The following is a 26,691-nucleotide window of genomic DNA, read 5'->3' as shown; positions in this document are numbered from 1 at the left end:
TATCATCGCGCAATACTTAGCGCAAGAGCTAAGTGATGCAGTGCCACCGGTCCACGCGCCAAGTGAACCGGCTTTCGGTCTCGAAATAATCCCCCTACGGCATCGTCGCCGTGTTCGAGTATCCCTACGGAAATTTGCGGGATCTGGTGCAGTTCACCGACGGCCGCTGAACGTCACCGTTTCTTCTTGAACGGCTCCATGCCCTTGCGGGCCAGTTCGTCGGCGCGTTCGTTTTCCGGGTGACCGGCATGGCCCTTGACCCAATGCCAGGTGACCTTGTGGCGCTGGTTGGCGGCGTCGAGCGCCTGCCAGAGTTCGCCGTTCTTCACCGGCTTCTTGTCGGCGGTCTTCCAGCCGTTCCGCTTCCAGCCGTGGATCCACTTGCCGATGCCGTCCATGACATATTTCGAGTCTGTGTGCAGATCGACCTCGCAGGGGGTCTTCAGGCTGTCGAGCGCGGTGATCGCCGCCAGGAGCTCCATGCGGTTGTTGGTCGTATCCGCCTCGCCGCCGCACAGGTCCTTTTCGACCTCGCCATAGCGGAGAACAGCGCCCCAGCCGCCCGGTCCCGGATTTCCGGAGCAGGCTCCGTCGGTGAAGATATCGACATGTTTCATGCGGGCAGATTCTCTTGAATAAGGCCATATTCGGCGGCGCTGGCCACCGAGCGATGGAATTGCAGCTTTTTCAGATATTCGAGCGGGTCTTTCTTGACCACCAAGGCGCCGGCCGGCGTCATAAGCCAGTCGTAGAGCCGGGTCAGGAAGAAGCGCAGGGCCGAGCCGCGTGCCAGGAGAGGCAGTGCCTCGATCTCGGCTGCGGTCAGCGGCCGCACGCTCTGATAGCCCGCCAGAAGCGCCATGCCCTTGGTCATGTTGAACGCGCCGTCCTTTTCGAAGCACCAGGCGTTGAGGCAGATGGAGACGTCATAGGCGAGGAAGTCGTTGCAGGCGAAGTAGAAGTCGATCAGGCCCGAGAGTTCATCGCCGAGGAAGAAGACGTTGTCGGGGAAAAGATCGGCGTGGATGACGCCTTCCGGCAGGTCCTTCGGCCAGTTGGCTTCGAGCGTATCCAGTTCGGCGGCGATCTCGGTGGCAAGCCCCGGCTGCACCTCGTCGGCGCGATCACGGGAATTGTTCCACAGCGGTCGCCAGCCATCGACGGAGAGCGCGTTGGGGCGCCGGATCCCGAAGCCCTCGCCTGCCACATGCATGGCTGCCAAGGCCTTGCCGACTTCGCGGCAATGGTTGGCATCCGGCTTGCGCAGCCACATGCCCTCGAGGAAGGAAATGACGGCCGCCGGACGTCCCGAGAGATGGCCGAGCAGTTCCCCGTCGGCGCGGGGCAGCGGCAGCGGGCAGGACAGCCCGCCGTCGGCGAGATGATGCATCAGCCCCAGGAAGAACGGCAGATCGTTCTGGTCCACGCGCTTCTCGTACAGCGTCAGGATGTAGGAACCCCTGGTCGTGTGCAGCAGGAAATTGGTGTTCTCGACGCCTTCGGCGATGCCCTTGTAGGAGGTCAGCGTGCCGACGTCGTAGGCTGTGAGAAAACGAGCGAGATCGTCTTCGGTGATGTCGGTATAAACTGCCAAGGTCTGATCTCGTGGTTAGGATTGGTGAAAGGGTTTGCCGGCGTATGGATCCTCGGGTCAAGCCCGAGGATGACGGAGGGAGGGAGAACCTGCAACGGCGATGTTTGGATTCAGAAAGACACGAAGCCCAAGATCGTCATCCTCGGGCTTGACCCGAGGATCCACGCCGCCGGCCCCTATTGATAATCTCCATTCACCCACACCATATCCTCCACCGTCAGCGGCACATGGCGAAGCTCGCGGTTGACGAGGAAGTTTTCGGTTTCCTCGACCGTATCGGCAAGCTCGACCACGGCGCCGTAGCGTTCGCGAAACGCCTCGATGATCTCGTTGACGATGACTTCCGGCGCGGATGCTCCGGCAGACAGGCCCATCGTAGAGACATCGGCGAAATCATCCCAGTCGATTTCCGACGCGCGCTGGACAAGCACCGATTTTTTCGCGCCGGCGCGCAACGCGACCTCGACCAGCCGCTTGGAATTCGACGAGTTCGGGGCGCCGACGATGATGAAATGATCGCAACCGAGGGCCGCCTGCTTCACCGCCTCCTGGCGGTTGGTCGTCGCATAGCAGATCGAATCGGCGGCAGGTGCCGTCAGGTTCGGGAAGCGCTCGTGCAGCCGCTTGATAACGCCGGCCGTGTCATCGACCGACAGCGTCGTCTGGGTGACGAAACCGAGATTGTCCGGATCCGGCGGCATGTAGACATCGGCGTCCTCGACGGTCTCGACCAGCGAGACCGCGCCTTCCGGCAGCTGCCCCATCGTGCCGATGACTTCCGGATGGCCGGCATGGCCGATCAGCACGACATGGCGGCCGAGTTTCTGGTGGCGCATCGCCTGCTTGTGGACCTTGGAGACCAGCGGGCATGTGGCGTCGAGGTAGAAAAGATTGCGGCTCTCGGCATCGGCGGGCACGGATTTCGGCACGCCATGGGCGGAAAACACCACCGGCTGCTTGCGATGCTCCGCCGGGATCTCGTCGAGTTCCTCGACGAAGATGGCGCCCTTGGCCTCAAGGCCTTCGACGACGTAGCGATTGTGGACGATCTCGTGGCGGACATAGACCGGGGCGCCATATTCCTTCAGCGCCAGCACGACGATCTGGATCGCCCTGTCGACGCCGGCGCAAAAACCGCGCGGGCCGCAAAGGCGCAGGGTGATCGGTTTCTTTGCCACGGAAGAGGATGCCATTGATCAGGATGCCAGAACGGTAAACACGAGAGCGAGGATTGCCGGGCCGCCCTGCACCAAGAGGATGCGCGGCTTGACCGACCATGCGCCATATATAGCGGCAACGATCACGCACACAAGAAAGAACAGCTTCAGCTGGAAGGCAAATTCCGGCGGCGAAGCGACGAGCGACCAGACGAGGCCGGCGGCAAGAAAGCCGTTGTAAAGCCCCTGATTGGCCGCCAGCACCTTCGTCGCTTCCGCCTGCTCCGGCGACATGCGGAACACTTTGCGGCCCTGCGGACCGGTCCAGAGAAACATTTCGAGCACGAGAAAGCCGACATGCATGAGAGCGGTCAGGGCGATCAGGATGTTTGCAAGAATGGCCATTCGATTCCTCCAGCGATCATTCCTTGCGGAACTTACGTCTTCCGCCGGAAGATGAACATCCCACTGACGGCGACCAGCGCCGCGGCCAGTCCATACCATGTCACGGCATATTGCAGGTGGCTGTTGGGCAGATCGAACTGCGTGACGCCGCCGATCGGCATGCCGCCATCATGTGGCGTGGCATCCGCATCGACGAAGAACGGCACAACCTTCGCAAGGTCGAGGCCGACGCTTGAGGCCATGACGTCGAGGTCCTTCCAGTAAAAGATGTTCTTGGCGACGTCATTGTCCGGCACGGCCCAGGACGGCTTTTCCAGAAGCTTGGCGCGGGCAAGGCCGGTGACGGTCTGCACGCCGGTTAGCTGGCCCTGCTTGCGCATCTCCGGCTCCTTCCGTTCGAACGAGACGAAGCCACGGTTGACGAGAAGGATCTGGCCATCGGCGATCTGCAGCGGCGTGTAGACGTAGTAACCGGTGCGGCCTTCGTAGGTGGCAAAGAAATGCCGTTCCTTGTTGTTGAGATAGGTGCCGGCGACGCGCACGGCGCGATAGTCGACATCCTCGCCGGCCCCGGCCAGCGCTTCGATAGCAGCCAGATCGGCGGGAGGGGCATGACGCCGCTCCTCGATCTCCGCCAGCAGGCCCTCTTTCCAATGCAGGCGCTGCATCTGCCATGTTCCGAGCGACAAGAGGATGCCGAGCGCGATCAGGACCAGCACGATGCCTGCGACGCGGCCCAGCAGCCCGCCGCTCTTCTTTCCGCTTGCAGTCTCAGCCACGGTCGATCTCGCCCGGCCGTGCATTGTTGCGGAACTGCAGGTTGATCAGGATCCCCTTGAGCATGCGCATGAGGACCAAGCTAAAGGCGATGGCGAGCGGTATCCACAGGAGGAAATGCACCCAGAGCGGCGGATTGATGTTGACCTCCATCCACAGCGCAGCGCCAACGACGATGAAGCCGACGATGAGGATGACGAAGACCACCGGCCCATCGCCGCTGTCGGCAAACGCCAGATCGAGATCGCAATTGGCACAGGCGGGCTTCACCTTCAGGAAACCGTCGAACAGCTTGCCCTGGCCGCAGCGCGGGCAAAGCCCCCTCAACCCGGCCTTGACCGGATCGACCGGCGGGAAATGTGCGCTGTCTTGGTTCATCGTCTTCTTCCCTGTTTGCGCTCCAACCTGCCATAACGCATTCGCAGCAAGAGAGATATATCGGTCGCCGCGACCTTTAGGCTCATTTCAGCTTCCTGCCGGACAAATCCAGCACCTGAGCGCACAAAAGTCAGGCCAAAGAAAAAGGCGGCTGCCGCAGCACCCGCCTTTTGAATTTTACAGGCTGTTATCCGATCAGCCGTGCGAAAGCGGTGCGCCCCAGCCGCCCCAGACGTAGATCGAGAAGAACAGGAACAGCCAGACCACGTCGACGAAGTGCCAGTACCAGGCGGCGGCCTCGAAGCCGAAATGCTGCTTCGGCGTGAAGTCGCCTTTCAGCGCGCGCAGCAGGCAGATCAGCAGGAAGATCGTGCCGACCAGGACGTGGAAACCGTGGAAGCCGGTGGCCATGAAGAAGGTCGCGCCGTAGATCGAGTCCTTGAAGGCGAACGGGGCGTGGGCGTATTCGTAGGCCTGCACGCCGGAGAACAGGATGCCGAGCAGCACGGTCAGCGTCAGGCCGTTGATCAGGCCCTTGCGGTCGCCATGCAGCAGCGCATGGTGCGCCCAGGTAACGGTCGTGCCCGACAGCAGCAGGATGACGGTGTTGTAGAGCGGCAGGTGCCAGGGGTCGAGAACCTCGATGCCCTTCGGCGGCCAGACACCGCCGGTAAAGGCAGTGCGGGTGGCCTGGATGGCTTCGCCGGGAAACAGGCTGGCGTCGAAATAGGCCCAGAACCAGGCGACAAAGAACATCACTTCCGAAGCGATGAACATGATCATGCCATAGCGCAGGTGCAGCGCGACGACGCGGGTATGGTGCCCCTCATGCGCTTCCTTGATCGTATCCGACCACCAGCCGAACATCGTGTAGAGCACAACGGCGAAGCCGATGAAGAAGACCCACGGATTGGCAAGCTCCAGACCGAACAGCTTGAACGAACCGCCGGCCAGGTAGCGCATATAGGCGACGCCGCCGAAGGCCATGATGAAAGCGCCGATTGAGGCGATCAGCGGCCATGGGCTCGGATCGATGATATGATAGTCGTGGTTTTTCTGATGCGCATCGGCCATGTGAAGTATCCCCGATAAGTCTTTCTCGTGTCGTCTCCGGCTTAGCCGAAAACGGTGATCTGTCAAAGTTTGTTGTCAGTCGCCGCAGGCTTGACCGTCAGCGCCGCGATCGGCTTCGACGGCTGGCGGGCGTAGAACGTGTAGGAAAGCGTCAGCGTATTGATGCCCTTGGTCTCGACCGCATTGACGATCTCCGGATCGACGAAGAACACCACCGGCATTTTCATGTCTTCGCCCGGCTGAAGCGTCGTCTCGGTGAAGCAGAAGCACTGAACCTTGTTGAAATAGGCGCCCGCGGCCATCGGCGTGACGTTGAACACCGCCTGACCGGTCGTCGCCTTCTTCGACAGGTTCTTTGCCTCGAACTCGACCTGCACGGTCTCGCCGATCTTCAGTTCGATCTCGCGCTGGACCGGCTTGAACTGCCAAGGCAGGTCGGAAGCCGTGTTGGCGTCAAAGGTCACCTTGATCGTCTTGTCGAGGATGACATCGGAGGCCTGCTCGACGCGTTTCGTCGTGCCGTTATAGCCGGTGACCTTGCAGAACATGTCGTAGAGCGGCACGGCGGCATAGGCCATGCCGGTCATCCCGACGACGAAGGCGAGGCAGGACGCGACGATGACGCCGTTTGCCCGGTCCTTCTTCTGCCCTGCCTTGTTGCTTGTCGTCATGATCGTTGGATTCCTACTGGACCATGCCATTGCTGAACTTGATCAGCGTCACGACATAGAAAATGGCGACGAGACCGAAGAGGACGACGCCGAGCGCGATGTTGCGGCCGCGGCGCGATTTCTTCTGAGCGTCCGTGAGTGTCACGAATTCCATCAGGCAACCTTTCCGGCAGTAAGCCACAGCGTGGCAATCAGATGATCGATCATCAGCGCTGAGAAGATCGCGAAGAGATAGAGGATCGAGAAGGCAAAGAGTTTCTTGGCCGGCACCATTTTCTCGTCACCCTCCGGCATGCGGTGAACGCCGATCGAGTACCAGATGAAGCCGAGGCCGAGGGCGGCTGCGACTGCGCCATACCCGGTACTGGAAAAACCGAGCGCCGTCGGCACCACGCCGATGATGGCGGTCAGCACGGCATAGATGACGATCTGCGTCTTGGTCGTCGCCTCGCCGCTGACATTCGGCAGCATCGGCACGCCGACGGCGCCGTAGTCGCGCATCTTGAACAGGGCGAGCGCCCAGAAATGCGCCGGCGTCCACAGGAAGGTGATGAGGAAGAGGACGATGCTTTCGACGGCGATGCCGTTGGTGACGCAGGCCCAGCCGATCATTGGCGGGAAGGCGCCGGCAGCGCCGCCGATGACGATGTTCTGTGGCGTCGAGCGCTTCAGCCACATCGTGTAGATCACGACATAGAAGAAGATGGTGAAGGCGAGCAGCCCGGCCGACAGCCAGTTGACGACGATACCGAGGATGCAGACGGAGAAGGCCGAGAGCGTCAGGCCGAAGGCAAGCGCTTCCCGCGGCAGGATCTTGCCGGCCGGGATCGGTCGCTTTGCCGTGCGGGTCATGATGGCGTCGATATCGGCGTCGTACCACATGTTGAGGGCACCGGAGGCTCCGGCGCCCACGGCAATACAGAGGATCGCGATAAAGCCGATGAAGGGATGGATATGACCCGGCGCCAGCACCATGCCGGCCAGCGCCGTGAACACCACCAGCGACATGACGCGCGGCTTCAGCAGCTCAAAGAAATCGCGCGCAGAGGCTTCCGAGAGGCGAACGCCGCCCTCCGGGCCCATTGCTTCGTGATTTTCGATGACCGTCATGTTGTTTCCGTACTGTTCCACGCACTCCGGTTGCCCGCGTGCTCGCTACTTTCGTCATCCTCGGGCTTGGCCCGAGGATCTGCTTCATCCCTGCGTCCGCTTCATGCCCCGCAGTTCCTCGGGACAAGCCCGAGGATGACGGTTTCAGGAACCACACGCTTCAAGGCCGCCGTCGTGGGCGGCCCTAATCCCTTACTTGATGCGCGGCAGCTGTTCCCACTGGTGGAACGGCGGCGGCGATGTCAGCTGCCATTCCAGCGTGGTCGCACCCTCACCCCACGGATTGTCGCCCGCGACGCGCTTCCTGGCGAAGGCTTCGAAGACGCTGAAGAGGAAGATCAGGACACCGAAGGCCGAAATATACGAACCGATCGAGGAGACGAAGTTCCAGCCTGCAAACGCATCCGGATAGTCGATGTAGCGGCGCGGCATGCCGGCCAGACCGAGGAAATGCTGCGGGAAGAACACCAGGTTCACGCCGACGAACATCACCCAGAAGTGCAGCTTGCCGAGGAATTCCGAATACATGTAGCCGGTCATCTTCGGGAACCAGTAGTACCAGGCCGCAAAGATCGCGAACACGGCGCCGAGCGACAGAACGTAGTGGAAGTGGGCGACCACGTAATAGGTGTCGTGCAATGAGCGGTCGAGACCGGCATTGGCCAGCTGAACGCCGGTGACGCCGCCGACGGTGAACAGGAAGATGAAGCCGATCGCCCAGACCATCGGCGTCGCGAAGCGGATCGAGCCGCCCCACATCGTCGCGATCCAGGAGAAGATCTTCACGCCGGTCGGAACCGCGATGACCATCGTCGCGAAGACGAAATAGCGCTGCGTGTCGAGCGACATGCCGACCGTGTACATGTGGTGCGCCCAGACGATGAAGCCGACAGCGCCGATCGCCACCATGGCGTAGGCCATGCCGAGATAACCGAAGATCGGCTTCTTGGAGAAGGTCGAGACGATGTGGCTGACGATGCCGAAGCCGGGCAGGATCAGGATGTAGACTTCCGGGTGACCGAAGAACCAGAACAGGTGCTGGAAGAGGATCGGATCGCCACCACCTTCAGGCGCGAAGAAGGACGTGCCGAAGTTGCGGTCGGTGAGCAGCATGGTGATGCCGCCTGCCAGAACCGGCAGGGACAGAAGCAGAAGGAAGGCGGTGATCAGCACCGACCAGGCAAACAGCGGCATCTTGTGCAGCGTCATGCCCGGAGCGCGCATATTAAGGATCGTGGTGATGAAGTTGATCGCACCGAGGATCGACGACGCACCGGCAATATGCAGGCCGAGGATCACCAGATCCATCGATGGACCGGGCGTTCCCGCCGTCGATAGCGGCGGATAGATCGTCCAGCCACCGCCCGAGCCGTAACCACCGGCAGGCCCTTCGACGAACATCGACAGGAGGACCAAAAGGAAAGCCGGAATGATCAGCCAGAAGGAGATGTTGTTCATGCGCGGGAAGGCCATGTCCGGCGCACCGATCATGATCGGCACCATCCAGTTGGCAAAGCCGCCGATCAGCGCCGGCATGACCATGAAGAAGATCATGATCAGCGCGTGCGCGGTGGTGAAGACGTTGAACATCTGCTTGCCGCCGTCGATGGCAGCCTCGCCCTCGAATCCGTAGACCATGGAGGCCAGACCGTGGAAGATCTGGATACCCGGCTCCTGCAGCTCGGCGCGCATGAAGACCGACAGCGTGCCGCCGACGATGCCCGCGAAGATCGCGAAGATCAGGTACAGCGTGCCGATGTCCTTGTGGTTGGTCGACAGGAACCAGCGCTGAAAGAAGCTCAGCGGCTTGTGGGCGTGATCATGATCGTCATGCGCGTGGTCGTGCGCATGGTCATGAAGGTGATCGTGGGTAGCGGTTGTTCCGGCCATGGGTTGTTCCCCCCTTCGAAATACTTTTCGGGCGAATTACTGTGCGGCGTTTGCAGCGACGTCTACGGTCTTGGCCGCACCGTCGATGGAAGCCATGAGCGCCTTGTTCGCCTCACCAACATTGGTGGCGGCGGCAGCAAGCCAAGTGTTGTACTTGTCTTCGCTGACGACGCGGATGGCGATCGGCATATAGGCATGGTCCTTGCCGCAGAGCTCGGAACACTGGCCATAGTAGAGACCTTCACGGTCCGCCTTGAACCAGGTTTCGTTCAGGCGACCCGGAACGGCATCGATCTTCACGCCGAAGGCCGGCATCGCGAACGCGTGGATGACATCGGCGGCGGTAACGAGAACACGGACGGTCTTGCCGACGGGAACGACGACTTCGTTGTCGACGGCGAGAAGACGCGGATAAGCATCCTTGTCCGCCTTGCCGAGCGAGGCGCGGTCTTCGTCCTTGAGCAGCAGGCTGTCGAAGGAGAGCGGGCTTTCGCCGACTTCATATTCATAGGACCAGTACCACTGGTTTCCGGTTGCCTTCAGCGTCAGATCCGGATTCTGCGGCGGCGTCAGCTGCGCGGTCAGGAGCTGGAAGGACGGGATGGCCAGGAAAAGAAGGATGACGACCGGACCAAGTGTCCAGACGATCTCGATCATTGTGTTATGGCTGGTCTTGGACGCGACCGGATTCTTGCTTTCGCGGAACCGGATCACGATCCAGATCAAAAGAGCCAGGACGAAAAGCGTGATCGGGATGATGAACCAGAGCGTGTAGTGCTCGAACCATGTAATTTCTTCCATGATTCCGGTTGCTGCCGTCTGAAAGTTGGTCTGCCACGCGACCGGCTTGTCCGCAAAAGCATTCGAAGCAAAAAGCAGACAGGCAATCGATGCCAAAACTGCAAAAGCCTTGTTTTTCACAATAGTGTCTCCCCAGACGCTTGATCAGGATCAAACCGAAACGCAGAATCCTTAGCCATACTGAAGCGCTTCAAACCACAGTTTGATGAACGCCGCAACATCTGTCCATTCAAGCCCATGCGGCATTTTTGCGCAAACCATGCTTTTCGCACAGGCTCTTAGGCGATGAGGGTCTTTCGAATGCAGGCGGCGGCGAAAGACGGCCTTGGCAACATCCGGTATTTCATGCCGATGCCGGAACCTATACCATAGATAAGACGGGCCGCACTACGCCGATGCCCTCTTGTCCCGAGGCTTGGGCCAAGGTTTGCTGTCCAAGCCCGGCGCAGGAGCCCCATTTCCGCCACACCGGGCTGGAATGTACCGCGGCGGGGCTTTTCATTTGCGCGTGCGCACTTCAAGAATAGCCGGACTGATTCTTAAGTTTGAGGTTTACATGGGCCTGTCCCTCCTTTCCCGGCTGCCGATCGCGGCGTTCGGACTTGCTGCCACACTTCTTTCCTATACGGCAGCGGCCCAGCAGCCCGGAGCACAACAGCCAGGCACACCGGGTACCGTAAAGTCGAACCACGGCGCGTGGTCGATCGTATGCGACCAGCCGGCAGGGGCAACCGCCGAGCAGTGCGCGCTGATGCAGAATGTGATTGCCGAAGACCGGCCCGAAGTCGGTCTTTCGGTCGTGGTGCTGAAGACCGCCGACCGCAAGGCGAAAATCCTGCGCGTGCTGGCGCCGCTCGGCGTGCTGCTCCCGAATGGCCTTGGCCTCAATGTCGATGGCAAGGATATCGGCCGCGCCTATTTCGTGCGCTGCTTCTCCGACGGCTGCTATGCCGAAGTGGTTCTGGAAGAAGAACTGCTGAAAACCTTCCGCAGCGGCGGCACCGCCACCTTCATCGTCTTCCAGTCGCCGGAAGAAGGCATCGGCATCCCGGTCGACCTCAAGGGTTTTGGCGAAGGCTACGACGCGCTGCCGTAAGCGGCGGCATTTTTGACTTTTGTCCTTGGCTTGCTGCGCCATCGCTCTTAAATGAACGCGATCATCTCAACTGAACCGTGAATGCGGAGCCTCGTCCATGAACACCGATCTCATCAAGCTGTTCGACAGCGACGAGGCCGCCATCCGCGAGGTGCTGGCGCAGACGCTATCCGGCGCCGATGACGGCGAATTGTTCATCGAGCACAGCCAGTCGGAATCGCTGTCCTTCGACAACGGGCGCCTGAAGGGCGGCAGCTTCAATACCGACCAGGGGTTTGGCCTGCGCGCCGTTGCCGGCGAAGCGGTCGGTTACGCGCATGCGGGCGATCTTTCGCTCTCCGCGCTGAAGCGGGCTGCCGATGCCGTCGGTGCCGTGACGCGCGGTTACTCCGGCACCTATGCAGCCGCTCCCCAGCGCACCAACAAGAAGCTCTATGGCGACGAGAACCCGATCGGCGAGCCGAGCTTCGAAGCCAAGGTTTCGCTCCTGCAGGAGATCGACGCCTATCTGCGCGCCAAGGACCCGAAGGTCCGGCAGGTGACGGCGTCGATCGCCGCCAGCTGGCAGGTGGTCGATATCCTGCGCGCCGACGGCCAGCGCATGCACGATATCCGGCCGATGACGCGGCTCAACATCTCCGTCGTCGTCGGCGAAGGCGACCGGCAGGAGAGCGGCTCCTACGGCGTCGGCGGCCGTCGCGGCTTTGGCGATTTCGTCGCCACCGACAACTGGCAGCGCGGCGCCGACGATGCGCTGCGCCAGGCGCTTGTCAATCTTGAGGCGATCGATGCGCCGGCCGGCACCATGGACGTGGTGCTGTCTTCCGGCTGGCCCGGTGTGATGCTGCACGAAGCTGTCGGCCATGGGCTGGAAGGCGACTTCAACCGCAAGAAGACCTCTGCCTTTGCGGGCCTTCTCGGCCAGCAAGTGGCCGCCAAGGGGGTGACCGTCGTCGACGACGGCACGATCGAAAGTCGGCGCGGGTCGCTGACCATCGACGACGAGGGAACGCCGTCCGCCTACAATGTGCTGATCGATGACGGCAAGCTGGTCGGCTACATGCAGGACCGGCAGAATGCCCGGCTGATGGGCATGACGGCGACCGGCAACGGTCGGCGCGAATCCTACGCGCATGTGCCGATGCCGCGCATGACCAACACCTATATGCTTTCGGGCGACAAGACGCCCGAAGAAATCATCGCTTCGGTGAAGAAGGGCATCTATGCCGTCTCCTTCGGCGGCGGCCAGGTCGACATCACCTCGGGCAAGTTCGTCTTCGGCTGCACCGAGGCCTACCTGATCGACAACGGCAAGATCGGCGCGCCGGTGAAGGGTGCCATGCTGATCGGCAATGGCCCGGACGCGATGCAGCGCATCAGCATGATCGGCAACGACATGAAGCTCGATTCCGGCATGGGCAATTGCGGCAAGGGCGGCCAGTGGGTTCCCGTCGGCGTCGGCCAGCCGCATCTGCGTATGAACGAGATGACCGTCGGCGGCACGCAGGCCTGACGGCTGTCTTTTCCGATACACGGCGCCTTTGCGCAACTTTCCCCTATCACGGAACCAAACTTGCTTGCCCGCGTTAATCGGGCACGCCGCATAACTGTTTGAAATCGCGGCCGGTTCAATGCAAGGGAGACACATCATGGGACGCGGAATTCTGCTCTGGCTGCTGGGGGTTCCGATCCCCATTATCATCCTTCTCGCCCTCTTCTTCCGATAGGTGGCGCAATGACAATACCGGTTACAACGGTGCCGACCGGCGCCACGACGGAATCATCGCATTCCGCTGTCAGCTGGGGCGCGATCATCGCAGGCGCAGTTGCCGCATCGGCCATCACGGTTGTTCTCTCGTTGGTTGGCTCGGGAATTGGCCTCAGCATGGCCTCGCCGTTTTCGTCCGATGGATCGTCGCTTGCGACCTTTGCCGTCGGCGCGGCCATCTGGCTGATCATCGTGCAATGGGCGTCGGCGGGCCTTGGCGGGTACATCGCCGGGCGGCTGCGGACGAAATGGACGGGCGTCAACCGCGATGAAGTCTTCTTCCGCGACACGGCGCATGGCATTCTCGCCTGGGCACTGGCAACCTTGATTGTCGCCAGCGCTCTCGGTTCAGTCGTATCGTCGACAGTCGGGGCCGGCGTGCAGGCAACGGCGACGGTGACGGCAGGCGCTGCTACCGCAGGTGCCGCGGCAGCCTCTTCGGATGCGGGCAGCAACGCGACATCCTATTTCGTCGATAGCCTGCTGCGGCCGGCCAACCCCGCCGCATCACCCGCGGGACAAGCCGCCGACGACACGGCGGGCCAGGTTTCGCGCATTCTTCTCACCAGCGCTACGAACGGCGAAATGTCGGCCGGCGATCGCGCCTATCTCGATCAGATTGTCGCCTCAAGGACTGGTCTCTCCGAAGCGGATGCGAAAGCGCGGGTCGATGCTGTCCTGAAGAGCATCGACGATGCGAAGGTCGCTGCTATGAACGCTGCGGAAACGGCGCGCAAGACCAGCGCGACCGTTGCGCTCTTCGGCGCGCTTTCCCTGCTCATCGGCGGCTTCGTCGCCGGCGTCGGCGCAGCGATCGGCGGTCGCCAACGCGATGAGGTGGATGGCATCCTCCCCGCATAAAGCACGTCCAAGCAGACAATTGATGAGGGCGGCCCCGCAACGGGCCGCCCTTTTGCGTTTCCGGGGCATTCGGGAAATGCGCGGATTCAGCCGGTGTTAACGCCACCGCCGCTACAGTCTCCCGAAATCCGTCACCCCGACCGGTGTTGTCCGGCAAGTTTTGGAATACCCTGTGAAAACCATGCTGCGACAGGTCGCCAAACGCGCCGCCATCACCGGCGGCCTTGAAGCCGCAAGGCTGCTGCACGCGACCGGACTGATGCGGCAGGCGCGCGGGCGCGGCGCGATCTTCACGCTTCATCATGTCCGGCCGAAACAGGCCCGCCTGTTCGATCCCAATGCGCATCTGGAGATTACGCCTGAATTTCTGGACACGGCGATCACCCGGCTGAGACATGATGGCTACCGGTTCGTCGCACTGGATGCCCTGCCCGCCCATCTCGCCTCGAACGATCCCCAACCTGTGGCCGTCTTCACGCTCGACGACGGCTATCGCAACAATCTCGAACACGCGGCCCCGGTCTTTGCCAGGCACGGTGTCCCCTTTACCGTCTTTGTCGCCGGCGGCTTTGTCGACCGGACGGACATTCTGTGGTGGGAAGTGCTGGCAGAGCTGTTGAACCAAAAAAAGAGCGTGCGGTTTCATTTCGACGAAATCGAAACCCTGCCGACTGAATCACTACAGCAGAAGCAAGCGGCATTCGATCGTATCGCCGCCTTCATTCACGCGATCGACGAAGCAACGGCCGTGGACAGGCTGAAGACCATGGCCGCCAGTCAGGGTGTCGATGCGCTGAAGCTCACGGCCGACCTGGCCCTCGACGAGGCGGGCCTCAAAACGCTGATCCAAAACCCGTTGGCCAGTCTCGGCGCCCACACGATCAGCCATCGCGCGCTGGCACGTCTCTCCGACGACATCGCGCGCGATGAAATGGACCGGTCAGCCAGGCGGGTCGAGCGGATGACCGGCCACCGGCCGGCATCCATTGCCTATCCCTATGGCTATGCGGGGACCGTTTCGCCGCGCGACCACGGACTTGCCAGGGATCTCGGTTTCACCACCGCCGTCACAACGCAGCCGGGCACGTTGACCGATACCGTCGACAGAACCGCCCTGCCCCGCATTTCGCTGAACGGCCATTTCCAGAAAGCAGGCCATGTCAGCGCGCTTGCCTCCGGCATCGCCTTCAAGCTGACGGGCCGCGGCTGACGCCCCAAAAAAATCAGGGATACATCCTGACCTTGCTCCAGTTGCCCTCTGGATCATCGCGACGGAACTCGATGCGGTCGTGCAGGCGAAAGGCGCCGTCCTTCCAGAATTCGATCGAGGTCGGCTTGATGCGGAAGCCCGACCAGTGCGCGGGACGCGGAATGTCACCGAGGGGATATTTGAGCGTGTATTCGGCGACGGCCTTCTCCAGCGCGAACCGGCTTTCCAGCGGCCGCGACTGTTTCGACGCCCAGGCGCCGATGCGGCTGCCGCGGGCGCGGGTCTTGTAATATTCGTCCGCTTCCTCGTTGCTGACGATTTCCACCGGGCCGCGCACCCGCACCTGACGGCGCAAAGTCTTCCAGTGAAAGCACATCGCCGCCTTCATGTTGCCCAGAATCTCCTGCCCCTTGTGGCTCTCGAAATTGGTGTAGAAGACGAAGCCGCGCTGATCGAAGTCCTTCAAGAGGACCATGCGCACATCCGGCAGGCCATCGGCGTCCACGGTCGCCAGCGCCAAGGCGTTGGGATCGTTGATCTCTGATGTCTGTGCCTCTTTCAGCCATGTGCCAAAAAGGGAAAAGGGCTCGTTCTCTTCCGTGAAGTCACCAGTTGTTAACCCAGTCTCGCTCATATTGTCTTCCAATGCCGTGATGTATGGCGCGGATAGAACCCGAAGGTCCCCGCCCGCCGATAAAAATGTCAGAGCCTGCCCGATGCGTCCCCGGACCTTAAAGCCGCTCTTTCGAGTCTGACAGGTATGCCGTTGCAAGACATAGCAAAGTGGATCGATGAGACAAAGGCTTTATCCCGGCTGACGGGATTTGCCGCTTTGTGTCTCGCCGCATCCACGCTGTCGGGATGCCTGGGAGCGGGTCTCGATTTCGCCGGATCGACCACCGTCGACAGAACCGTCGCCACCGGTTCCGTCCCGCCTGCGATGAATGACGAGGATAATTCCGACGCCATCACGGTGCGCAACGCGGTATCGTCCGCGGACGTGAGCAAGATTGCCGGAAATCCCATCCCATGGGCGAATTCGACGTCCGGCAGCGCCGGCGTCATCAGCAGCATCGCCGAGGAACAGGTGAACGGCACCACCTGCCGCCGCTTCACCACCACGCGTCATTCCTATCAGGGGATCGCGAAATTCGACGGCAACACCTGCCTGCTCGGCAACGGCGATTGGTATCTGACCAGTTTCGGCCCACGCAGCTGATCGCGCGGCCGCCAGATTTCGCTACCCGCCGTTAACCACGCTTCGACAAACACAATGCATCGCCCCGTCTGAGAGCCATTCCAGGCCGGCGGCTAACCGTTATTTAAGCAGCAGCTTCTCATCATCGCCACCATCGGGAACGGGCCTTCGCGGCACGGCCTCCCCGTTGTTTCAACAGGCTGAAACGAACCGCTGGACGCGGTGCCTCAGCCCTCAAGAACGGTGACATGCATGCGTGATCCCTATTCCGTGCTCGGCGTCAGACGCAATGCCGGGCCAGACGAGATCAAGGCCGCCTGGCGGTCCATGGCGAAAGCCGTGCATCCGGACCAGAACAGGGACGATCCGCTTGCGACCCAGCGTTTCGCCGAGGCCGGCCGCGCCTACGAGGTGCTGAAGGATCCGAAGCTGCGCAACCGCTACGACTACGCCCGCCGCGAGGCCGAACTGCGCCGCATGGAAGAGATGAAGCGCAAGGCACGAGGCACGGAAGAGGAAACCATCGATCCGGAAACGGCCGAAGAGATGATTTCGCGCATCTTCGGCGCCGATGACCGGGCAAAGCCGCAAGGCGCCCGGCCGCAGGAAAGAAAGCCGGCAGCCACGGCACCACAGGCAAAAGCTGAACCGAAGCCCGAGCCAAGACCCGAGCCGAAGGCCGAAGCAGCGCCGGAAACCGAAACCAAACCGGAAGCAAAAGCCGAAACGGCGGACAAGCCGCCAGCCTTTGGCGTTTTCCCTCGCGCGGCTGCTCCCGCCGCCGAACTGGTCTCGGCCATTGTCCGGCGCATTCGCGGTACTGCCAACAAACCCACCCCTGACAAGGTGCCGGACATCTTCTGCGACGTCTCGGTTTCGGTCGAAGACATTTTTCGCCGCGAGAAGGCGACGGCGACGCTGCCCGACGGCCAGACGTTGAAGGTCGCTCTGCCGGCCGGCACCACCGACGGCAGCATCGTCCGCCTCAAGGAGATGGGTTACCGCCTCAACGGCATGCTGCGCGGCGACGTCGTCGTTGCAGTCCGAATCCATCAGGACGGCCCCTTCCGCACCGACGGCACCGATCTGCGCACGACCCTTGCGGTCAACATCCAGGACGCGGTGCTGGGTTGTGAAACAAAGGTGGAAACCCTGACAGGTCCGGTTACCGTCACCATTCCGGCCTGGTCCGGTTCCGACCATGTGATCCGGCTCGAAGGCCATGGGCTGCCTACGGCTGACGGGAAACGCGGCGACCTCCTGGTGGAACTGCGGCTGATGCTCTGGGAAAAACCGGACGAGAAGGTCACCGACCTGATGCGCAGCCTGCGCAACGGCCTGTTCCTGTAAAGGTTTTGCGACAATGTCCGTGGACGATGGTAGTGTCCGCCGATGCTGACCCAATATTACGGGGACTAACAGTTCCTGATCTCAGCCGCGCTTGAACCACCGTGACGGCTATGTCATAGCCAATGCTCGAAAAATTCAGAACTGACGCGACCGCAAGGGGCGCGAAGGTTCCGGCAGGTTCAACATATGCGAATATCCAGTCAGCCAATGCCTGACTGACGAAAGCATAGGCAGTATTGGGGGCATAACATCATGTCGCAAACATCCGGTCTGATGAAGGGGAAACGCGGCCTCATCATGGGTGTCGCAAACAACCGCTCGATCGCGTGGGGTATTGCCAGGGCAATTCATGCGCAGGGCGGCGAACTGGCATTCACCTACCAGGGCGACGCCCTGAAGAAGCGGGTCGAGCCGCTGGCTCAGGAACTGGGCGCGGTGATGGCCGGTCACTGCGACGTCAGCGACGAGAGCACCATCGATGCGGTTTTCGACAACCTCGAAAAGCTCTGGGGCAAGATCGATTTCGTCGTGCACGCCATCGGTTTCTCCGACAAGGACGAACTGACCGGCCGCTATGTCGACACATCGGCGGCGAACTTCGCCATGACGATGAACATCTCGGTCTACTCCTTCACCGCCGTTGCAAAGCGCGCGGAAAAGCTGATGACCGATGGCGGCTCGATGCTGACCATGACTTACTACGGCGCCGAGAAGGTGATGCCGAACTACAACGTCATGGGCGTTGCCAAGGCGGCGCTCGAAGCCAGCGTCAAGTATCTGGCCGTCGACCTCGGCCCGAAGAACATTCGCGTCAATGCGATTTCCGCCGGTCCGATCAAGACGCTTGCAGCGTCCGGCATCGGCGACTTCCGCTATATCCTCAAGTGGAACGAATACAACGCGCCGCTGCGTCGCACCGTTACCATCGAGGAAGTCGGCGATGTCGGCCTCTACATGCTGTCGGACCTGTCGCGCTCGGTGACCGGAGAAATCCATCATGCCGACAGCGGTTATCATGTCGTCGGCATGAAGGCGGTCGATGCGCCGGATATTGCCGTCGTCAAGGACTGACATGATACGAAAGAATTCCGGGGCCCTCGATCGATGAGTGCCCCGGCTCCTTGCTTCGGGTCTTCGACCCCCTGCCCCGGAGTTTCTCCGTGACCATCTACATGATCCGCCACGGGCAGACCGACTGGAATGCGCAGATCCGCATGCAAGGCCAGAAGGACATCCCCCTCAACGACACGGGGCGGCGACAGGCGAGCGGCAACGGCCGTGCGCTTTTGGCCCTCCTCGGACATGAGGCAGACAATTTCGATTTCGTCGCGAGCCCGCTTGATCGCACCCGCGAGACCATGGAACTCATTCGCGAAGCCATGGGGCTTCCCCGCTCCGGCTACCGGCTGGACGACAGGCTGAAGGAAGTCTCCTTCGGCGATTGGGAAGGCTACACCATGGCGGAACTCGAGCGCGAAATGCCGGAACGCGTGGCAGAGCGCGAATTGTCCAAATGGGACTTCATTCCGCCCGGGCCGGATGCGGAGAGCTACGAGATCCTCTCCTGGCGCGTCGGTGCCTGGCTGGCAAGCGTTTCCGGACCGACCGTCTGCGTCAGCCATGGCGGCGTCATCCGCACGCTGTTCAAGCTGTGCGGCGCAATGGACGCCGAGGAAGCGGCGCTCGGGGCCATTCCACAGGATAGAATTTTGAAGATTGAGAACGGTGCCATCGGCTGGCTCTAAGGCCGGCCTTCGCCCTTGCGGCGAAGGCATGAGATCGCGGAGAAATGGCAGGATTACTGCACGATTTCCAAGTCGTTGATGACGCGCTTGCCATCGACCTCGGTATAAAAGACCAGAACCTTGACGCCTTCTTTCAGCCCGTCAAAGTTGAATTCTTCCGGAGCCTGGTAGTTCTTGCCGTCGTCCAGTTGCAGACTTAGCTTGTCGGTATCGACGCCGGTGATCACGGCTTCGACATCGGCACTCTCAGCGAACGCGGCAAGCGGCGAAAAGAAACCGGCTGCGATCATCAATGCAGCAACGATGAAACGCATCTGTCGTGCCCTCTTCAGTGATTCATTCAATTTTATTGTGCCCATTGTTTGACCTCTGATTGTGGCAAAAATCGCCCGTTGCCGTGTCATTTAAAATTTTAGGCGATTTGGAAGCCCTATGGTTAACCAAATCTTGATCGACGTACACCACCCCACCGCCGAAGCGCGGATTTCATAGCAGGAACAGCCTCTAAAGCCAATCTTAAGACTCCGTGGCTACCGTGCGGACGGGGAATATGGGGTGCATGGACGTTGACTAAAAGCGCTACAATCCATCATCACGCCTGGGCGCTCGCCAGGCTTGCAAAGCCGTCGCTTTTTCCCGCGCTCATCGCAGCCGCCGTCGTCTTCACCGGCGGCTATTTCTTCAAGGAACAGAATCGGGAAAATTTCCGCAGCGAGCTGAAGAGCAACGTTCAAAACGAGCTCAATCTGGTCTCCACCCGCCTGCAGAGCGAGATCAACAACAACATCACGGCGCTCCGCGGCTTCGCCAACAATTTCGCCGTCGATCCCGATATGTCGCAAGCGCATTTCGACCAGCTGGCAACCAAGCTTTTGATCCAGAATCCGCAAATGGTGCGCGTCAGCGCTGCACCAGACGCGGTCATCCGGATGACCTTTCCGCTCAAGGGAAACGAGCGGATGATCGGCACCGACTTCAAGAAATTCCGTTCTTCCAGGATCGCGGTCGATCGCGCCCAGTCGAAGGCAAAACCCATCATTGCCGGCCCTGTCAGATTGCCGAGCGGCCGTTCCGGCTTCAATCTCTTCTCTCCGGTCTTTACCAAAACCAACGAAGCCGTGGCCTTCTGGGGTTTCATGGAAGCGGTTGTCGACGAGAAGGAAATCTACGCCAACGCGCGTCTTCTTGATGACGGCGGCCAGGAAAACGAAGCGGACGACGGCCACCGGCATGTCCATATCCAGCTGGCGATCCGCGATGTCTCGGTGAAAAACAATATCCAGGATGCCTTCTTCGGCGATACCGACATCTTCGAGAAGGCACCCGTCATCCGTCAGCTTCAGCTGCCCGGCGGCACGTGGGAGCTGGCGGCGATCCCGGCTGCCGGCTGGGCGCAGGAGCCGGCCAACAGCACATGGCTCGAGATCACCATTTTCGTCGCCGCCGCTATCATCATCATCCCGATTTTCCTCACCGGCGGGCTGGTCAACGAGCGCCAGCGCAATATCGCCACGCTGCGCTCGCGCGAGCGGGAGCTTTTGACCCTGTCGCACCGGCTCAACCTGGCGCTCGAATCCTCCAAGATCGGCATCTGGGAGATCGACCTCGACACGCAGGAACGCTCCTGGGACGAACGGATGTACCACTTGCACGGCCTGCCGCCGGGCAATGGCGATCCGAGCTACGCGGAATGGCGCAGGACCGTCCATCGCGACGACATTACCGCAGCCTCGCTCACCCTGTTCAAGGCGCTCGATGAAGACCTGGAATACCGCTCGCAATATCGCGTCGTCATGCCCGACGACAGCATCCGCCACGTGCGCAATGCCGGCTCCACCCATGTCGGCGCCGACGGCAAGGCCAAGATCACCGGCATCAGCTGGGACGTCACCGACGACGTTATGATGACGGAACAGCTGCGCACGGCGAAAGCGATGGCAGAAGCCAAGAACGACGAGCTTGCCGAAGCCAAGGATCGCATCGAGCACAATGCGCTGCATGATCCGCTGACGGGACTGGGCAATCGCCGCATGCTCGACAAGGAACTGGAGACGCTGTCGGTTGCCCGCAAGGACGGCCTGCAGAATATCGCCATCCTGCATATCGACCTCGACCGCTTCAAGCAGATCAACGATACGCTCGGCCATGCGGCCGGCGATGCCATGCTGGTGCATGCGTCGCAGATCCTGCGCTCCAGCGTCCGCGCCGGCGATATGGTCGCCCGCATCGGCGGCGACGAATTCGTCGTGCTGGTCGCCGATCCGCCGAGCAAGGCCTTCCTGTCCAGCCTCTCGGAACGGATCATCGTCCAGATGCGCCAGCCGGTCGACTATAACGGCTTTCCCTGCCGCTTCGGCGTCAGCATCGGCATCGCGGTGGCGCGGGATCTGGCCCTCGACGAGCGCCAGCTTCTGATCAATGCCGATATCGCGCTCTACCGCGCCAAGGAGAACGGCCGCAACCGCCACGAATTCTTCACCGACGCCCTGCAGGCGGAAATCATCACGACAAAACGCATCGCCGACGAAATTCTCGAAGGCATAGAGAAGAACCAGTTCGTCGCCTGGTACCAGCCGCAGTTCGAAGCCGGCACCTTGCGCCTTTCCGGCGTCGAAGCCCTGGTTCGCTGGAACCATCCGCGCGAAGGCATTCTGACGCCTGACAAATTCCTTCACATCGCCGAGGAGCTGAACGTCGTTGCAACACTCGACCGGATCGTGCTCGACCGGGCTTTGATCGACGCCATGCGCTGGGCGACGATGGGGATCGACGTACCGAAAATTTCCGTCAACGTCTCTGCCAAGCGGCTGAGCGACGACACGCTTCTCGCCTCTCTTCAGGGCCTGTCCTTCACGCCCGGCCAGCTCTCCTTCGAACTGGTGGAATCGATCTTCCTCGACGAAAGCGACGACATCGTCACCGCCAATATCGAAGGTATCAAGAAGCTGGGCATCGATATCGAGATCGATGACTTCGGCACCGGCCACACCTCGATCGTCAGCCTTTTGAAGATCAAGCCGAAGCGGCTGAAGATCGACCGTCAGCTCGTCGCCCCGATCCTGAAATCCCGCAGCGAGCAGGCGCTGATCCGGTCGATCATCGAAATCGGCCGGTCGCTCGGTATCGAAACGGTGGCCGAGGGTGTGGAAACCATGGCGCACGCGGAAATGCTGGGGCTGCTCGGCTGCGATCTGCTGCAGGGCTATGCCTTCGCCAAGCCCCTGAGCTTCGACAAGTTCGTCGCATTCGCCAACAACGAGGCCCTGCAGCTGGCGTCCTGATCAACCCTTCACGGACGCAACACACTGTTCACGCGGCAATCGCCAAATTTTGCCAGAAAGGTTTTCCCTTTCCGGCATTTTCCACTATTAGTCACGGCCGAATGAATGGCGCAACGGCTCGCCCGGCTGCGCACACACACATCCGGTTGCCTGATCCATGTCGCACAATACCTTCGGTCATCTTTTCCGCGTCACCACCTGGGGCGAAAGCCATGGGCCGGCGCTCGGCTGCGTCATCGACGGTTGCCCTCCCGGCATCCGCTTCACGCTGCCGGAGCTGCAGGCCTGGCTCGACAAGCGCAAGCCCGGCCAGTCGCGCTTCGTCACCCAGCGCCGCGAGGACGATCTGGTCAAGGTGCTCTCCGGCGTGATGCTGGATGCGGACGGCGAGACGATGATCACCACCGGCACGCCGGTGTCGATGATGATCGAGAACACCGACCAGCGTTCAAAGGATTATTCCGAGATCGCCAAGAGCTACCGGCCGGGACACGCCGACTACACCTATGACCTCAAATACGGCATTCGCGACTATCGCGGCGGCGGCCGTTCGTCAGCCCGTGAAACCGCGGCGCGTGTCGCCGCCGGCGGCCTTGCCCGCAAGGTGGTTCCGGGGCTTCTGGTGCGCGGCGCGCTGGTGCAGATCGGCAAGCACAGGATCAACCGTGACAACTGGGACTGGAACGAAGTCGGCAACAACCCGTTCTTCTGCCCCGACCCGGCGATGGTTCCCGTCTGGGAAGACTATCTCGACGGCATCCGCAAGGCCGGCTCCTCGGTCGGCGCGGTCGTCGAGGTGATCGCTGAGGGCGTTCCGGCCGGCATCGGTGCGCCGATCTATGCCAAGCTCGACCAGGACATCGCCTCCAACCTGATGTCGATCAATGCCGTCAAGGGCGTGGAGATCGGCAATGGTTTTGGCGCCGCCGAAATCACCGGCGAGGAAAATGCCGACGAGATGCGCATGGGCAATGACGGCAACCCGATCTTCCTGTCCAACCATGCCGGCGGCATCCTCGGCGGGATTGCGACCGGCCAGCCGGTGGTCGCCCGTTTCGCCATCAAGCCGACCTCCTCGATCCTCACCGAGCGCCAGTCGATCGACAGCGACGGCAACAATGTCGATATCCGTACCAAGGGCCGCCACGACCCCTGCGTCGGCATCCGCGCCGTGCCGATCGGCGAGGCGATGCTTGCCTGCACCATTGCCGATCACTATCTGCGCGACCGTGGCCAGACCGGACGCCTCAAGTAACACCAAGGAACACCCCCATGCCCTTTGACCAGAAGCGCGTTGCCGATGCCATCCGGGCCTTCGAGGCCGGCGAGATCGTTGTCGTCACCGATGACGACGGCCGCGAGAACGAAGGCGACCTGATCGTCGCAGCCGTCCATTGCACACCGGAAAAGATGGCCTTCATCGTCCGCCATACCTCGGGCATCGTCTGCACGCCGATGCCGAAGGAAGAAGCCAAGCGCCTCAACCTCAACGCCATGGTGGCCGAAAACGATTCGGCCCATACGACCGCCTTCACTGTGACCGTCGATTTCAAGCACGGCACGACGACAGGCATCTCGGCCGAAGACCGGACATTGACGGTGCGCAACCTTGCCAACCCGAATGTCGGCGCCGCCGATTTCACCCGTCCCGGCCATATTTTTCCGCTGGTCGCCCGCGAGGGCGGCGTCTTGATGCGCTCCGGCCATACGGAAGCCGCCGTCGATCTCTGCCGCCTTGCCAGCCTGCCGCCGATCGGCGTCATCTGCGAACTGGTCAATGACGACGGCACGGTGACGCGCGGACCGCAGGTCACCGAGTTTGCCGAGAAGCATGGCCTGAAGCAGGTTTCGGTTGCCGATCTCATCGCCTATCGCCAGCGCAAGGAAACGCTGATCAATCTCGAGACGACCTTTGACGTCGACACCCCCTACGGCAAGGCCAAGGCGCATGCCTATTCCCTGCCCTGGGACCCGATGCAGCACCTGGCCGTCACCTTCGGCGACATCCGCGACGGCGTCGATATCCCCGTCCGCCTGCATCTGGAAAATGTCGCCGCCGACGTGTTCGGCCGGGATTGCCAGCTCGATCCGATCATGAAGCGCATGTCCGAACAGGGCCGCGGCGTCATCGTCTACCTGCGCGAAGGCTCGGTCGGCGTTGGGGTCTCCACAACGGCGCGCGCCGGCAAACACGAGCGTGAGGATCACAGCGAGGCGCAGGCGCGCGAGAGCGAATGGCTGGAAATCGGCCTCGGCGCGCAGATCCTGAAAGATCTCGGCATCACCTCGATCCGTCTGCTCTCCTCTCGCGAACGCCACTATGTCGGGCTGGAAGGCTTCGGCATCGAGATCGCGGCGACCGAGATCATCTGAGCGCCGGGCACCGGCACGAACATCCAAAGGCCACCGGTTCTATTGCGACCGGTGGCCTTTCGCGTTTTGCCAATGGCAGCAGCGGCTCGATTTGGCCTGGGGTGTAGAACTCCGAGAAAATCACGGCATACTTGCCAAGACGATGGATGGATGTTCGAAAATGGCCGTTTTGCAGACGATGCAGCTGACGCTCACCCCTTGCTGTCCGAGTGACCGTGCCGACTTCATCGACCTTGAGCTTGATCCGGAGGTCATGCGCTTTCTGAACGGCGGATACGCCGTCGACCACGACCGGGAAAATCCGAATGCGACGTTCCTCATGCCCAGGGGAACAGAGCCCTACGTTTGGACGGCGCGTCGCACGACCAGCGGTGCGTTCGTCGGGTGGTTCTGCCTCTGGCCGGAGGGTGAGAGGCTGGCCGAGCTCGGATACCGGCTGCGCCGGGAGGACTGGGGCCAAGGGCTGGCCTCGCAAGGGGCTTCGGCTCTGGTCGACTGGGGGTTTGAAAGCGGTCAGTATGACAAGATCGTGGCGACCACGATGGCGGTGAACCATGGATCGCGCCGCGTGATGGAAAAGATCGGCTTGAAATACGCGCGCACCGTCGCCTTCGACGGGTCTGATCCCATTGCGGGCAGCGAGCACGGCGAAGTTTGGTACGAGTTGACGCGCTCCGAATGGAACGGCAGCTAATCGTCCCATCCCTCCAGAAACACCACCCGCTCGACGCCCGCGAACTTCGCCAGCCGGCCAAGCTCCGCTTCCAGCCGCTCCATTCGGCCCGCGGATGACCGCACGCCCTTCTCCCACCACAGCCGCTTGACATTGAGCGAGCCGGTCTTGCGCTCCGCCTTCATGTCGATGCGGCCGACAATCCTGTCGCCTTCGAGCAGCGGAAAGACGTAGTAGCCGTATTCACGCTTTGGCTCGGGGACGAAAATTTCGATGCGGTAGTAGAAACCGAACAGGCGTTCGGTGCGATTGCGGTTGCGGATCAGCGGATCGAAGGGGCTGAGCACGCGGATACGGGCGGGGGCCTCGGCGAGGTCACCGAGGTTTTCCGGGAAGCCGGTGAAGGCATAAGAGAGACGCGGCTTCTCGCCGTCGGCGGGCTCGATCATCACCTCGGTCAGTTCGTCGCGATGTTCCGCAACCCAGGCCTTGGCTTCTTCCGGCGAAATCAGGTCAAAGAACGCGGCGATCTCGCCATGGGTGGCAAAACCCAGCCGTTCGAGCGCCGCGCGGCACGCCCAGTCGAGGAAGGCGTCATGGCTGACCTCGGGCTCGTAGTGATGGCCGGGAATGACCCGTTCGGCGAGATCGTAGATCTTCTGGAAGTTCTGGCGGCCGGCGATGGCAAGCTTGCCGGTATGCCAGTAATATTCGAGCGCCGTCTTGTTGGGGTGCCAGTTCCACCAGCCGCCCGATTTGTGATCGGCGACCTTCAGGTCACGCGACATTGCGGCGCCACCCTGGGCGATGCGCTGGAAGGTTTCTTCGAAGGTGCTGTCGAACCCTTCGCCATGCCATTTCAACCAGCGTTCCCTCAGAACCAGCTCGCGCCGGGCAAACCGGTGCTTCCAGTAGCGGAAAAACTCCGACGGCAAGATCGAGGCATCATGTGTCCAGTGCTCGAACAGGGCGCCGTCCTTTTCCAGAAGCTCGGTCAGGTGCTCGCGCTTGTAAGTCTGATTGCGCGAAAACAGGATCTGGTGATGGGCGCGCTCGACGGTGGAGATACTGTCGACCTGGACGAAGCCGATCTCATGGATGAGATCGAGCAGGCCCTGCTTGCCGAGCGCCCGGTTGGGTGGCGCGGCCAGGCCCTGCTTGTTGAGGAAGATGCGCCGGGCATCGCGGTTTGAAACGAGAATCGCCATGCCGACAATCTAGGCGTATGTTCACACTTTGTTCAAGCCCGAACCACACCCCATTTCCATCGGCAAGGAAA

27 protein-coding genes are annotated in these 26,691 nt (G+C 61.4%); 12 read left to right on the top strand and 15 right to left on the bottom strand.

All coding sequences use genetic code 11. The features are described from left to right. Positions 1–173: 173 nt before the first annotated feature. The 12 genes from rnhA to coxB all read right to left on the bottom strand — a co-directional run bounded on the left by rnhA (position 174) and on the right by coxB (position 9,977). A complete protein-coding gene (rnhA, locus tag J2Z75_RS15225; RefSeq protein WP_209853615.1) occupies positions 174–617 on the bottom strand; it encodes a ribonuclease HI in 444 nt (147 codons plus the stop codon). Next, positions 614–1,594, bottom strand: a complete 981-nt coding sequence (locus J2Z75_RS15220; protein WP_209853614.1) for a homoserine kinase — start codon at positions 1,592–1,594, stop codon at positions 614–616. The genes rnhA and J2Z75_RS15220 overlap by 4 nt, the downstream gene beginning before the upstream one ends. 176 nt (positions 1,595–1,770) lie before the next feature. Next, the gene (ispH, locus tag J2Z75_RS15215) at positions 1,771–2,787 is read right to left on the bottom strand and encodes a 4-hydroxy-3-methylbut-2-enyl diphosphate reductase (RefSeq protein WP_209853613.1); all 1,017 of its coding nucleotides are present in this window, start codon (positions 2,785–2,787) and stop codon (positions 1,771–1,773) included. Between the two features lie 3 nt (positions 2,788–2,790). Beyond that, on the bottom strand, positions 2,791–3,156 hold the full coding sequence (locus J2Z75_RS15210) for a DUF1304 domain-containing protein (RefSeq protein WP_209853612.1): 366 nt from the start codon (positions 3,154–3,156) through the stop codon (positions 2,791–2,793). Between the two features lie 32 nt (positions 3,157–3,188). Further along, a complete protein-coding gene (locus J2Z75_RS15205) occupies positions 3,189–3,959 on the bottom strand; it encodes an SURF1 family protein (RefSeq protein WP_209853611.1) in 771 nt (256 codons plus the stop codon). After that, positions 3,928–4,311, bottom strand: a complete 384-nt coding sequence (locus tag J2Z75_RS15200; protein ID WP_209853610.1) for a DUF983 domain-containing protein — start codon at positions 4,309–4,311, stop codon at positions 3,928–3,930. Before J2Z75_RS15200 ends, J2Z75_RS15205 begins: the two co-directional genes overlap by 32 nt. Before the next feature lie 195 nt (positions 4,312–4,506). Then, positions 4,507–5,385 (bottom strand): cytochrome c oxidase subunit 3, encoded by an 879-nt coding sequence (locus tag J2Z75_RS15195; protein ID WP_209853609.1) that lies wholly within the window; start codon positions 5,383–5,385, stop codon positions 4,507–4,509. Between the two features lie 62 nt (positions 5,386–5,447). Beyond that, positions 5,448–6,056, bottom strand: coding sequence for a cytochrome c oxidase assembly protein (locus J2Z75_RS15190; RefSeq protein ID WP_209853608.1), 609 nt, complete (start codon positions 6,054–6,056; stop codon positions 5,448–5,450). Between the two features lie 13 nt (positions 6,057–6,069). After that, a complete protein-coding gene (locus tag J2Z75_RS15185; protein WP_113318136.1) occupies positions 6,070–6,210 on the bottom strand; it encodes a hypothetical protein in 141 nt (46 codons plus the stop codon). After that, positions 6,210–7,166 carry a heme o synthase gene (locus tag J2Z75_RS15180; RefSeq protein ID WP_209853607.1) on the bottom strand — a complete coding sequence of 319 codons (957 nt, stop codon included), beginning with the start codon at positions 7,164–7,166 and terminating at the stop codon, positions 6,210–6,212. The genes J2Z75_RS15185 and J2Z75_RS15180 overlap by 1 nt, the downstream gene beginning before the upstream one ends. 192 nt (positions 7,167–7,358) lie before the next feature. After that, positions 7,359–9,056: a cytochrome c oxidase subunit I gene (gene ctaD / locus J2Z75_RS15175; RefSeq protein WP_209853606.1), complete on the bottom strand. Its 1,698-nt coding sequence runs from the start codon at positions 9,054–9,056 to the stop codon at positions 7,359–7,361. Between the two features lie 36 nt (positions 9,057–9,092). Next, positions 9,093–9,977, bottom strand: a complete 885-nt coding sequence (gene coxB, locus J2Z75_RS15170; RefSeq protein ID WP_209853605.1) for a cytochrome c oxidase subunit II — start codon at positions 9,975–9,977, stop codon at positions 9,093–9,095. A 436-nt stretch (positions 9,978–10,413) separates the two neighbouring features. On the opposite strand from coxB, the gene J2Z75_RS15165 reads away from it, so the two are divergent. The 4 genes from J2Z75_RS15165 (at position 10,414) to J2Z75_RS15150 (ending at position 14,792) form a co-directional block, all read left to right on the top strand. Continuing rightward, positions 10,414–10,953: an invasion associated locus B family protein gene (locus J2Z75_RS15165; RefSeq protein ID WP_209853604.1), complete on the top strand. Its 540-nt coding sequence runs from the start codon at positions 10,414–10,416 to the stop codon at positions 10,951–10,953. Between the two features lie 97 nt (positions 10,954–11,050). Further along, the gene (tldD, locus tag J2Z75_RS15160) at positions 11,051–12,466 is read left to right on the top strand and encodes a metalloprotease TldD (protein WP_209853603.1); all 1,416 of its coding nucleotides are present in this window, start codon (positions 11,051–11,053) and stop codon (positions 12,464–12,466) included. Positions 12,467–12,688: 222 nt separating this feature from the next. Continuing rightward, positions 12,689–13,582, top strand: a complete 894-nt coding sequence (locus J2Z75_RS15155) for a hypothetical protein (protein WP_209853602.1) — start codon at positions 12,689–12,691, stop codon at positions 13,580–13,582. A 160-nt stretch (positions 13,583–13,742) separates the two neighbouring features. Continuing rightward, a complete protein-coding gene (locus J2Z75_RS15150) occupies positions 13,743–14,792 on the top strand; it encodes a polysaccharide deacetylase family protein (RefSeq protein WP_407692767.1) in 1,050 nt (349 codons plus the stop codon). Positions 14,793–14,805: 13 nt separating this feature from the next. Here J2Z75_RS15150 and pdxH read toward each other — a convergent pair whose 3' ends face one another. Beyond that, on the bottom strand, positions 14,806–15,426 hold the full coding sequence (gene pdxH, locus J2Z75_RS15145; protein ID WP_209853601.1) for a pyridoxamine 5'-phosphate oxidase: 621 nt from the start codon (positions 15,424–15,426) through the stop codon (positions 14,806–14,808). 132 nt (positions 15,427–15,558) lie between these two features. On the opposite strand from pdxH, the gene J2Z75_RS15140 reads away from it, so the two are divergent. The 4 genes from J2Z75_RS15140 to J2Z75_RS15125 all read left to right on the top strand — a co-directional run bounded on the left by J2Z75_RS15140 (position 15,559) and on the right by J2Z75_RS15125 (position 19,085). Then, positions 15,559–16,011, top strand: a complete 453-nt coding sequence (locus J2Z75_RS15140; protein WP_209853600.1) for an RT0821/Lpp0805 family surface protein — start codon at positions 15,559–15,561, stop codon at positions 16,009–16,011. A 231-nt stretch (positions 16,012–16,242) separates the two neighbouring features. After that, the gene (locus tag J2Z75_RS15135) at positions 16,243–17,340 is read left to right on the top strand and encodes a DnaJ C-terminal domain-containing protein (RefSeq protein ID WP_209853599.1); all 1,098 of its coding nucleotides are present in this window, start codon (positions 16,243–16,245) and stop codon (positions 17,338–17,340) included. Between the two features lie 252 nt (positions 17,341–17,592). Next, the gene (gene fabI / locus J2Z75_RS15130; RefSeq protein ID WP_209853598.1) at positions 17,593–18,411 is read left to right on the top strand and encodes an enoyl-ACP reductase FabI; all 819 of its coding nucleotides are present in this window, start codon (positions 17,593–17,595) and stop codon (positions 18,409–18,411) included. A gap of 89 nt (positions 18,412–18,500) precedes the next feature. Then, positions 18,501–19,085, top strand: a complete 585-nt coding sequence (locus J2Z75_RS15125; RefSeq protein WP_209853597.1) for a histidine phosphatase family protein — start codon at positions 18,501–18,503, stop codon at positions 19,083–19,085. Positions 19,086–19,138: 53 nt separating this feature from the next. Here the strand turns inward: J2Z75_RS15125 and J2Z75_RS15120 are convergent, their stop codons facing one another. Continuing rightward, entirely contained in the window at positions 19,139–19,399 is a 261-nt protein-coding gene (locus J2Z75_RS15120) for a DUF1344 domain-containing protein (protein ID WP_209853596.1), read from the bottom strand. Between the two features lie 252 nt (positions 19,400–19,651). Here J2Z75_RS15120 and J2Z75_RS15115 point away from each other — a divergent pair, with 252 nt between their 5' ends. The 4 genes from J2Z75_RS15115 (at position 19,652) to J2Z75_RS15100 (ending at position 25,433) form a co-directional block, all read left to right on the top strand. Continuing rightward, complete coding sequence (locus J2Z75_RS15115; RefSeq protein ID WP_209853595.1) at positions 19,652–22,366, top strand: bifunctional diguanylate cyclase/phosphodiesterase; 2,715 nt, start codon at positions 19,652–19,654, stop codon at positions 22,364–22,366. Between the two features lie 157 nt (positions 22,367–22,523). Next, the gene (gene aroC / locus J2Z75_RS15110; protein ID WP_209853594.1) at positions 22,524–23,621 is read left to right on the top strand and encodes a chorismate synthase; all 1,098 of its coding nucleotides are present in this window, start codon (positions 22,524–22,526) and stop codon (positions 23,619–23,621) included. 17 nt (positions 23,622–23,638) lie between these two features. Further along, on the top strand, positions 23,639–24,739 hold the full coding sequence (ribB, locus tag J2Z75_RS15105) for a 3,4-dihydroxy-2-butanone-4-phosphate synthase (RefSeq protein ID WP_209853593.1): 1,101 nt from the start codon (positions 23,639–23,641) through the stop codon (positions 24,737–24,739). A gap of 160 nt (positions 24,740–24,899) precedes the next feature. Next, positions 24,900–25,433, top strand: coding sequence for a GNAT family N-acetyltransferase (locus J2Z75_RS15100; protein ID WP_234937358.1), 534 nt, complete (start codon positions 24,900–24,902; stop codon positions 25,431–25,433). On the opposite strand, the gene J2Z75_RS15095 is transcribed toward J2Z75_RS15100, so the two are convergent. Beyond that, entirely contained in the window at positions 25,430–26,620 is a 1,191-nt protein-coding gene (locus J2Z75_RS15095; protein ID WP_209853592.1) for a winged helix-turn-helix domain-containing protein, read from the bottom strand. The two genes, J2Z75_RS15100 and J2Z75_RS15095, sit on opposite strands and share 4 nt — an antisense overlap. Positions 26,621–26,691: the final 71 nt, after the last annotated feature.

It is taken from the genome of Rhizobium herbae, assembly GCF_017873135.1.
GTDB lineage: Bacteria > Pseudomonadota > Alphaproteobacteria > Rhizobiales > Rhizobiaceae > Pararhizobium > Pararhizobium herbae.
The sequence above is the reverse complement of the archived record's forward strand: the minus strand, read 5'-3'. Positions and strand labels throughout refer to the sequence as shown.

Coding starts and splice junctions, on each gene's coding strand:
- aroC (WP_209853594.1), top strand. CDS start 22,524: ATGTCGCACAATACCTTCGGTCATCTTTTCCGCGTCACCACCTGGGGC.
- J2Z75_RS15095 (WP_209853592.1), bottom strand. CDS start 26,620: ATGGCGATTCTCGTTTCAAACCGCGATGCCCGGCGCATCTTCCTCAAC.
- J2Z75_RS15195 (WP_209853609.1), bottom strand. CDS start 5,385: ATGGCCGATGCGCATCAGAAAAACCACGACTATCATATCATCGATCCG.
- J2Z75_RS15155 (WP_209853602.1), top strand. CDS start 12,689: ATGACAATACCGGTTACAACGGTGCCGACCGGCGCCACGACGGAATCA.
- ispH (WP_209853613.1), bottom strand. CDS start 2,787: ATGGCATCCTCTTCCGTGGCAAAGAAACCGATCACCCTGCGCCTTTGC.
- tldD (WP_209853603.1), top strand. CDS start 11,051: ATGAACACCGATCTCATCAAGCTGTTCGACAGCGACGAGGCCGCCATC.
- ctaD (WP_209853606.1), bottom strand. CDS start 9,056: ATGGCCGGAACAACCGCTACCCACGATCACCTTCATGACCATGCGCAC.
- rnhA (WP_209853615.1), bottom strand. CDS start 617: ATGAAACATGTCGATATCTTCACCGACGGAGCCTGCTCCGGAAATCCG.
- J2Z75_RS15180 (WP_209853607.1), bottom strand. CDS start 7,166: ATGACGGTCATCGAAAATCACGAAGCAATGGGCCCGGAGGGCGGCGTT.
- J2Z75_RS15165 (WP_209853604.1), top strand. CDS start 10,414: ATGGGCCTGTCCCTCCTTTCCCGGCTGCCGATCGCGGCGTTCGGACTT.
- pdxH (WP_209853601.1), bottom strand. CDS start 15,426: ATGAGCGAGACTGGGTTAACAACTGGTGACTTCACGGAAGAGAACGAG.
- J2Z75_RS15135 (WP_209853599.1), top strand. CDS start 16,243: ATGCGTGATCCCTATTCCGTGCTCGGCGTCAGACGCAATGCCGGGCCA.
- J2Z75_RS15200 (WP_209853610.1), bottom strand. CDS start 4,311: ATGAACCAAGACAGCGCACATTTCCCGCCGGTCGATCCGGTCAAGGCC.
- J2Z75_RS15205 (WP_209853611.1), bottom strand. CDS start 3,959: ATGCACGGCCGGGCGAGATCGACCGTGGCTGAGACTGCAAGCGGAAAG.
- J2Z75_RS15100 (WP_234937358.1), top strand. CDS start 24,900: ATGGCCGTTTTGCAGACGATGCAGCTGACGCTCACCCCTTGCTGTCCG.
- J2Z75_RS15210 (WP_209853612.1), bottom strand. CDS start 3,156: ATGGCCATTCTTGCAAACATCCTGATCGCCCTGACCGCTCTCATGCAT.
- J2Z75_RS15185 (WP_113318136.1), bottom strand. CDS start 6,210: ATGGAATTCGTGACACTCACGGACGCTCAGAAGAAATCGCGCCGCGGC.
- J2Z75_RS15120 (WP_209853596.1), bottom strand. CDS start 19,399: ATGCGTTTCATCGTTGCTGCATTGATGATCGCAGCCGGTTTCTTTTCG.
- J2Z75_RS15190 (WP_209853608.1), bottom strand. CDS start 6,056: ATGACGACAAGCAACAAGGCAGGGCAGAAGAAGGACCGGGCAAACGGC.
- ribB (WP_209853593.1), top strand. CDS start 23,639: ATGCCCTTTGACCAGAAGCGCGTTGCCGATGCCATCCGGGCCTTCGAG.
- fabI (WP_209853598.1), top strand. CDS start 17,593: ATGTCGCAAACATCCGGTCTGATGAAGGGGAAACGCGGCCTCATCATG.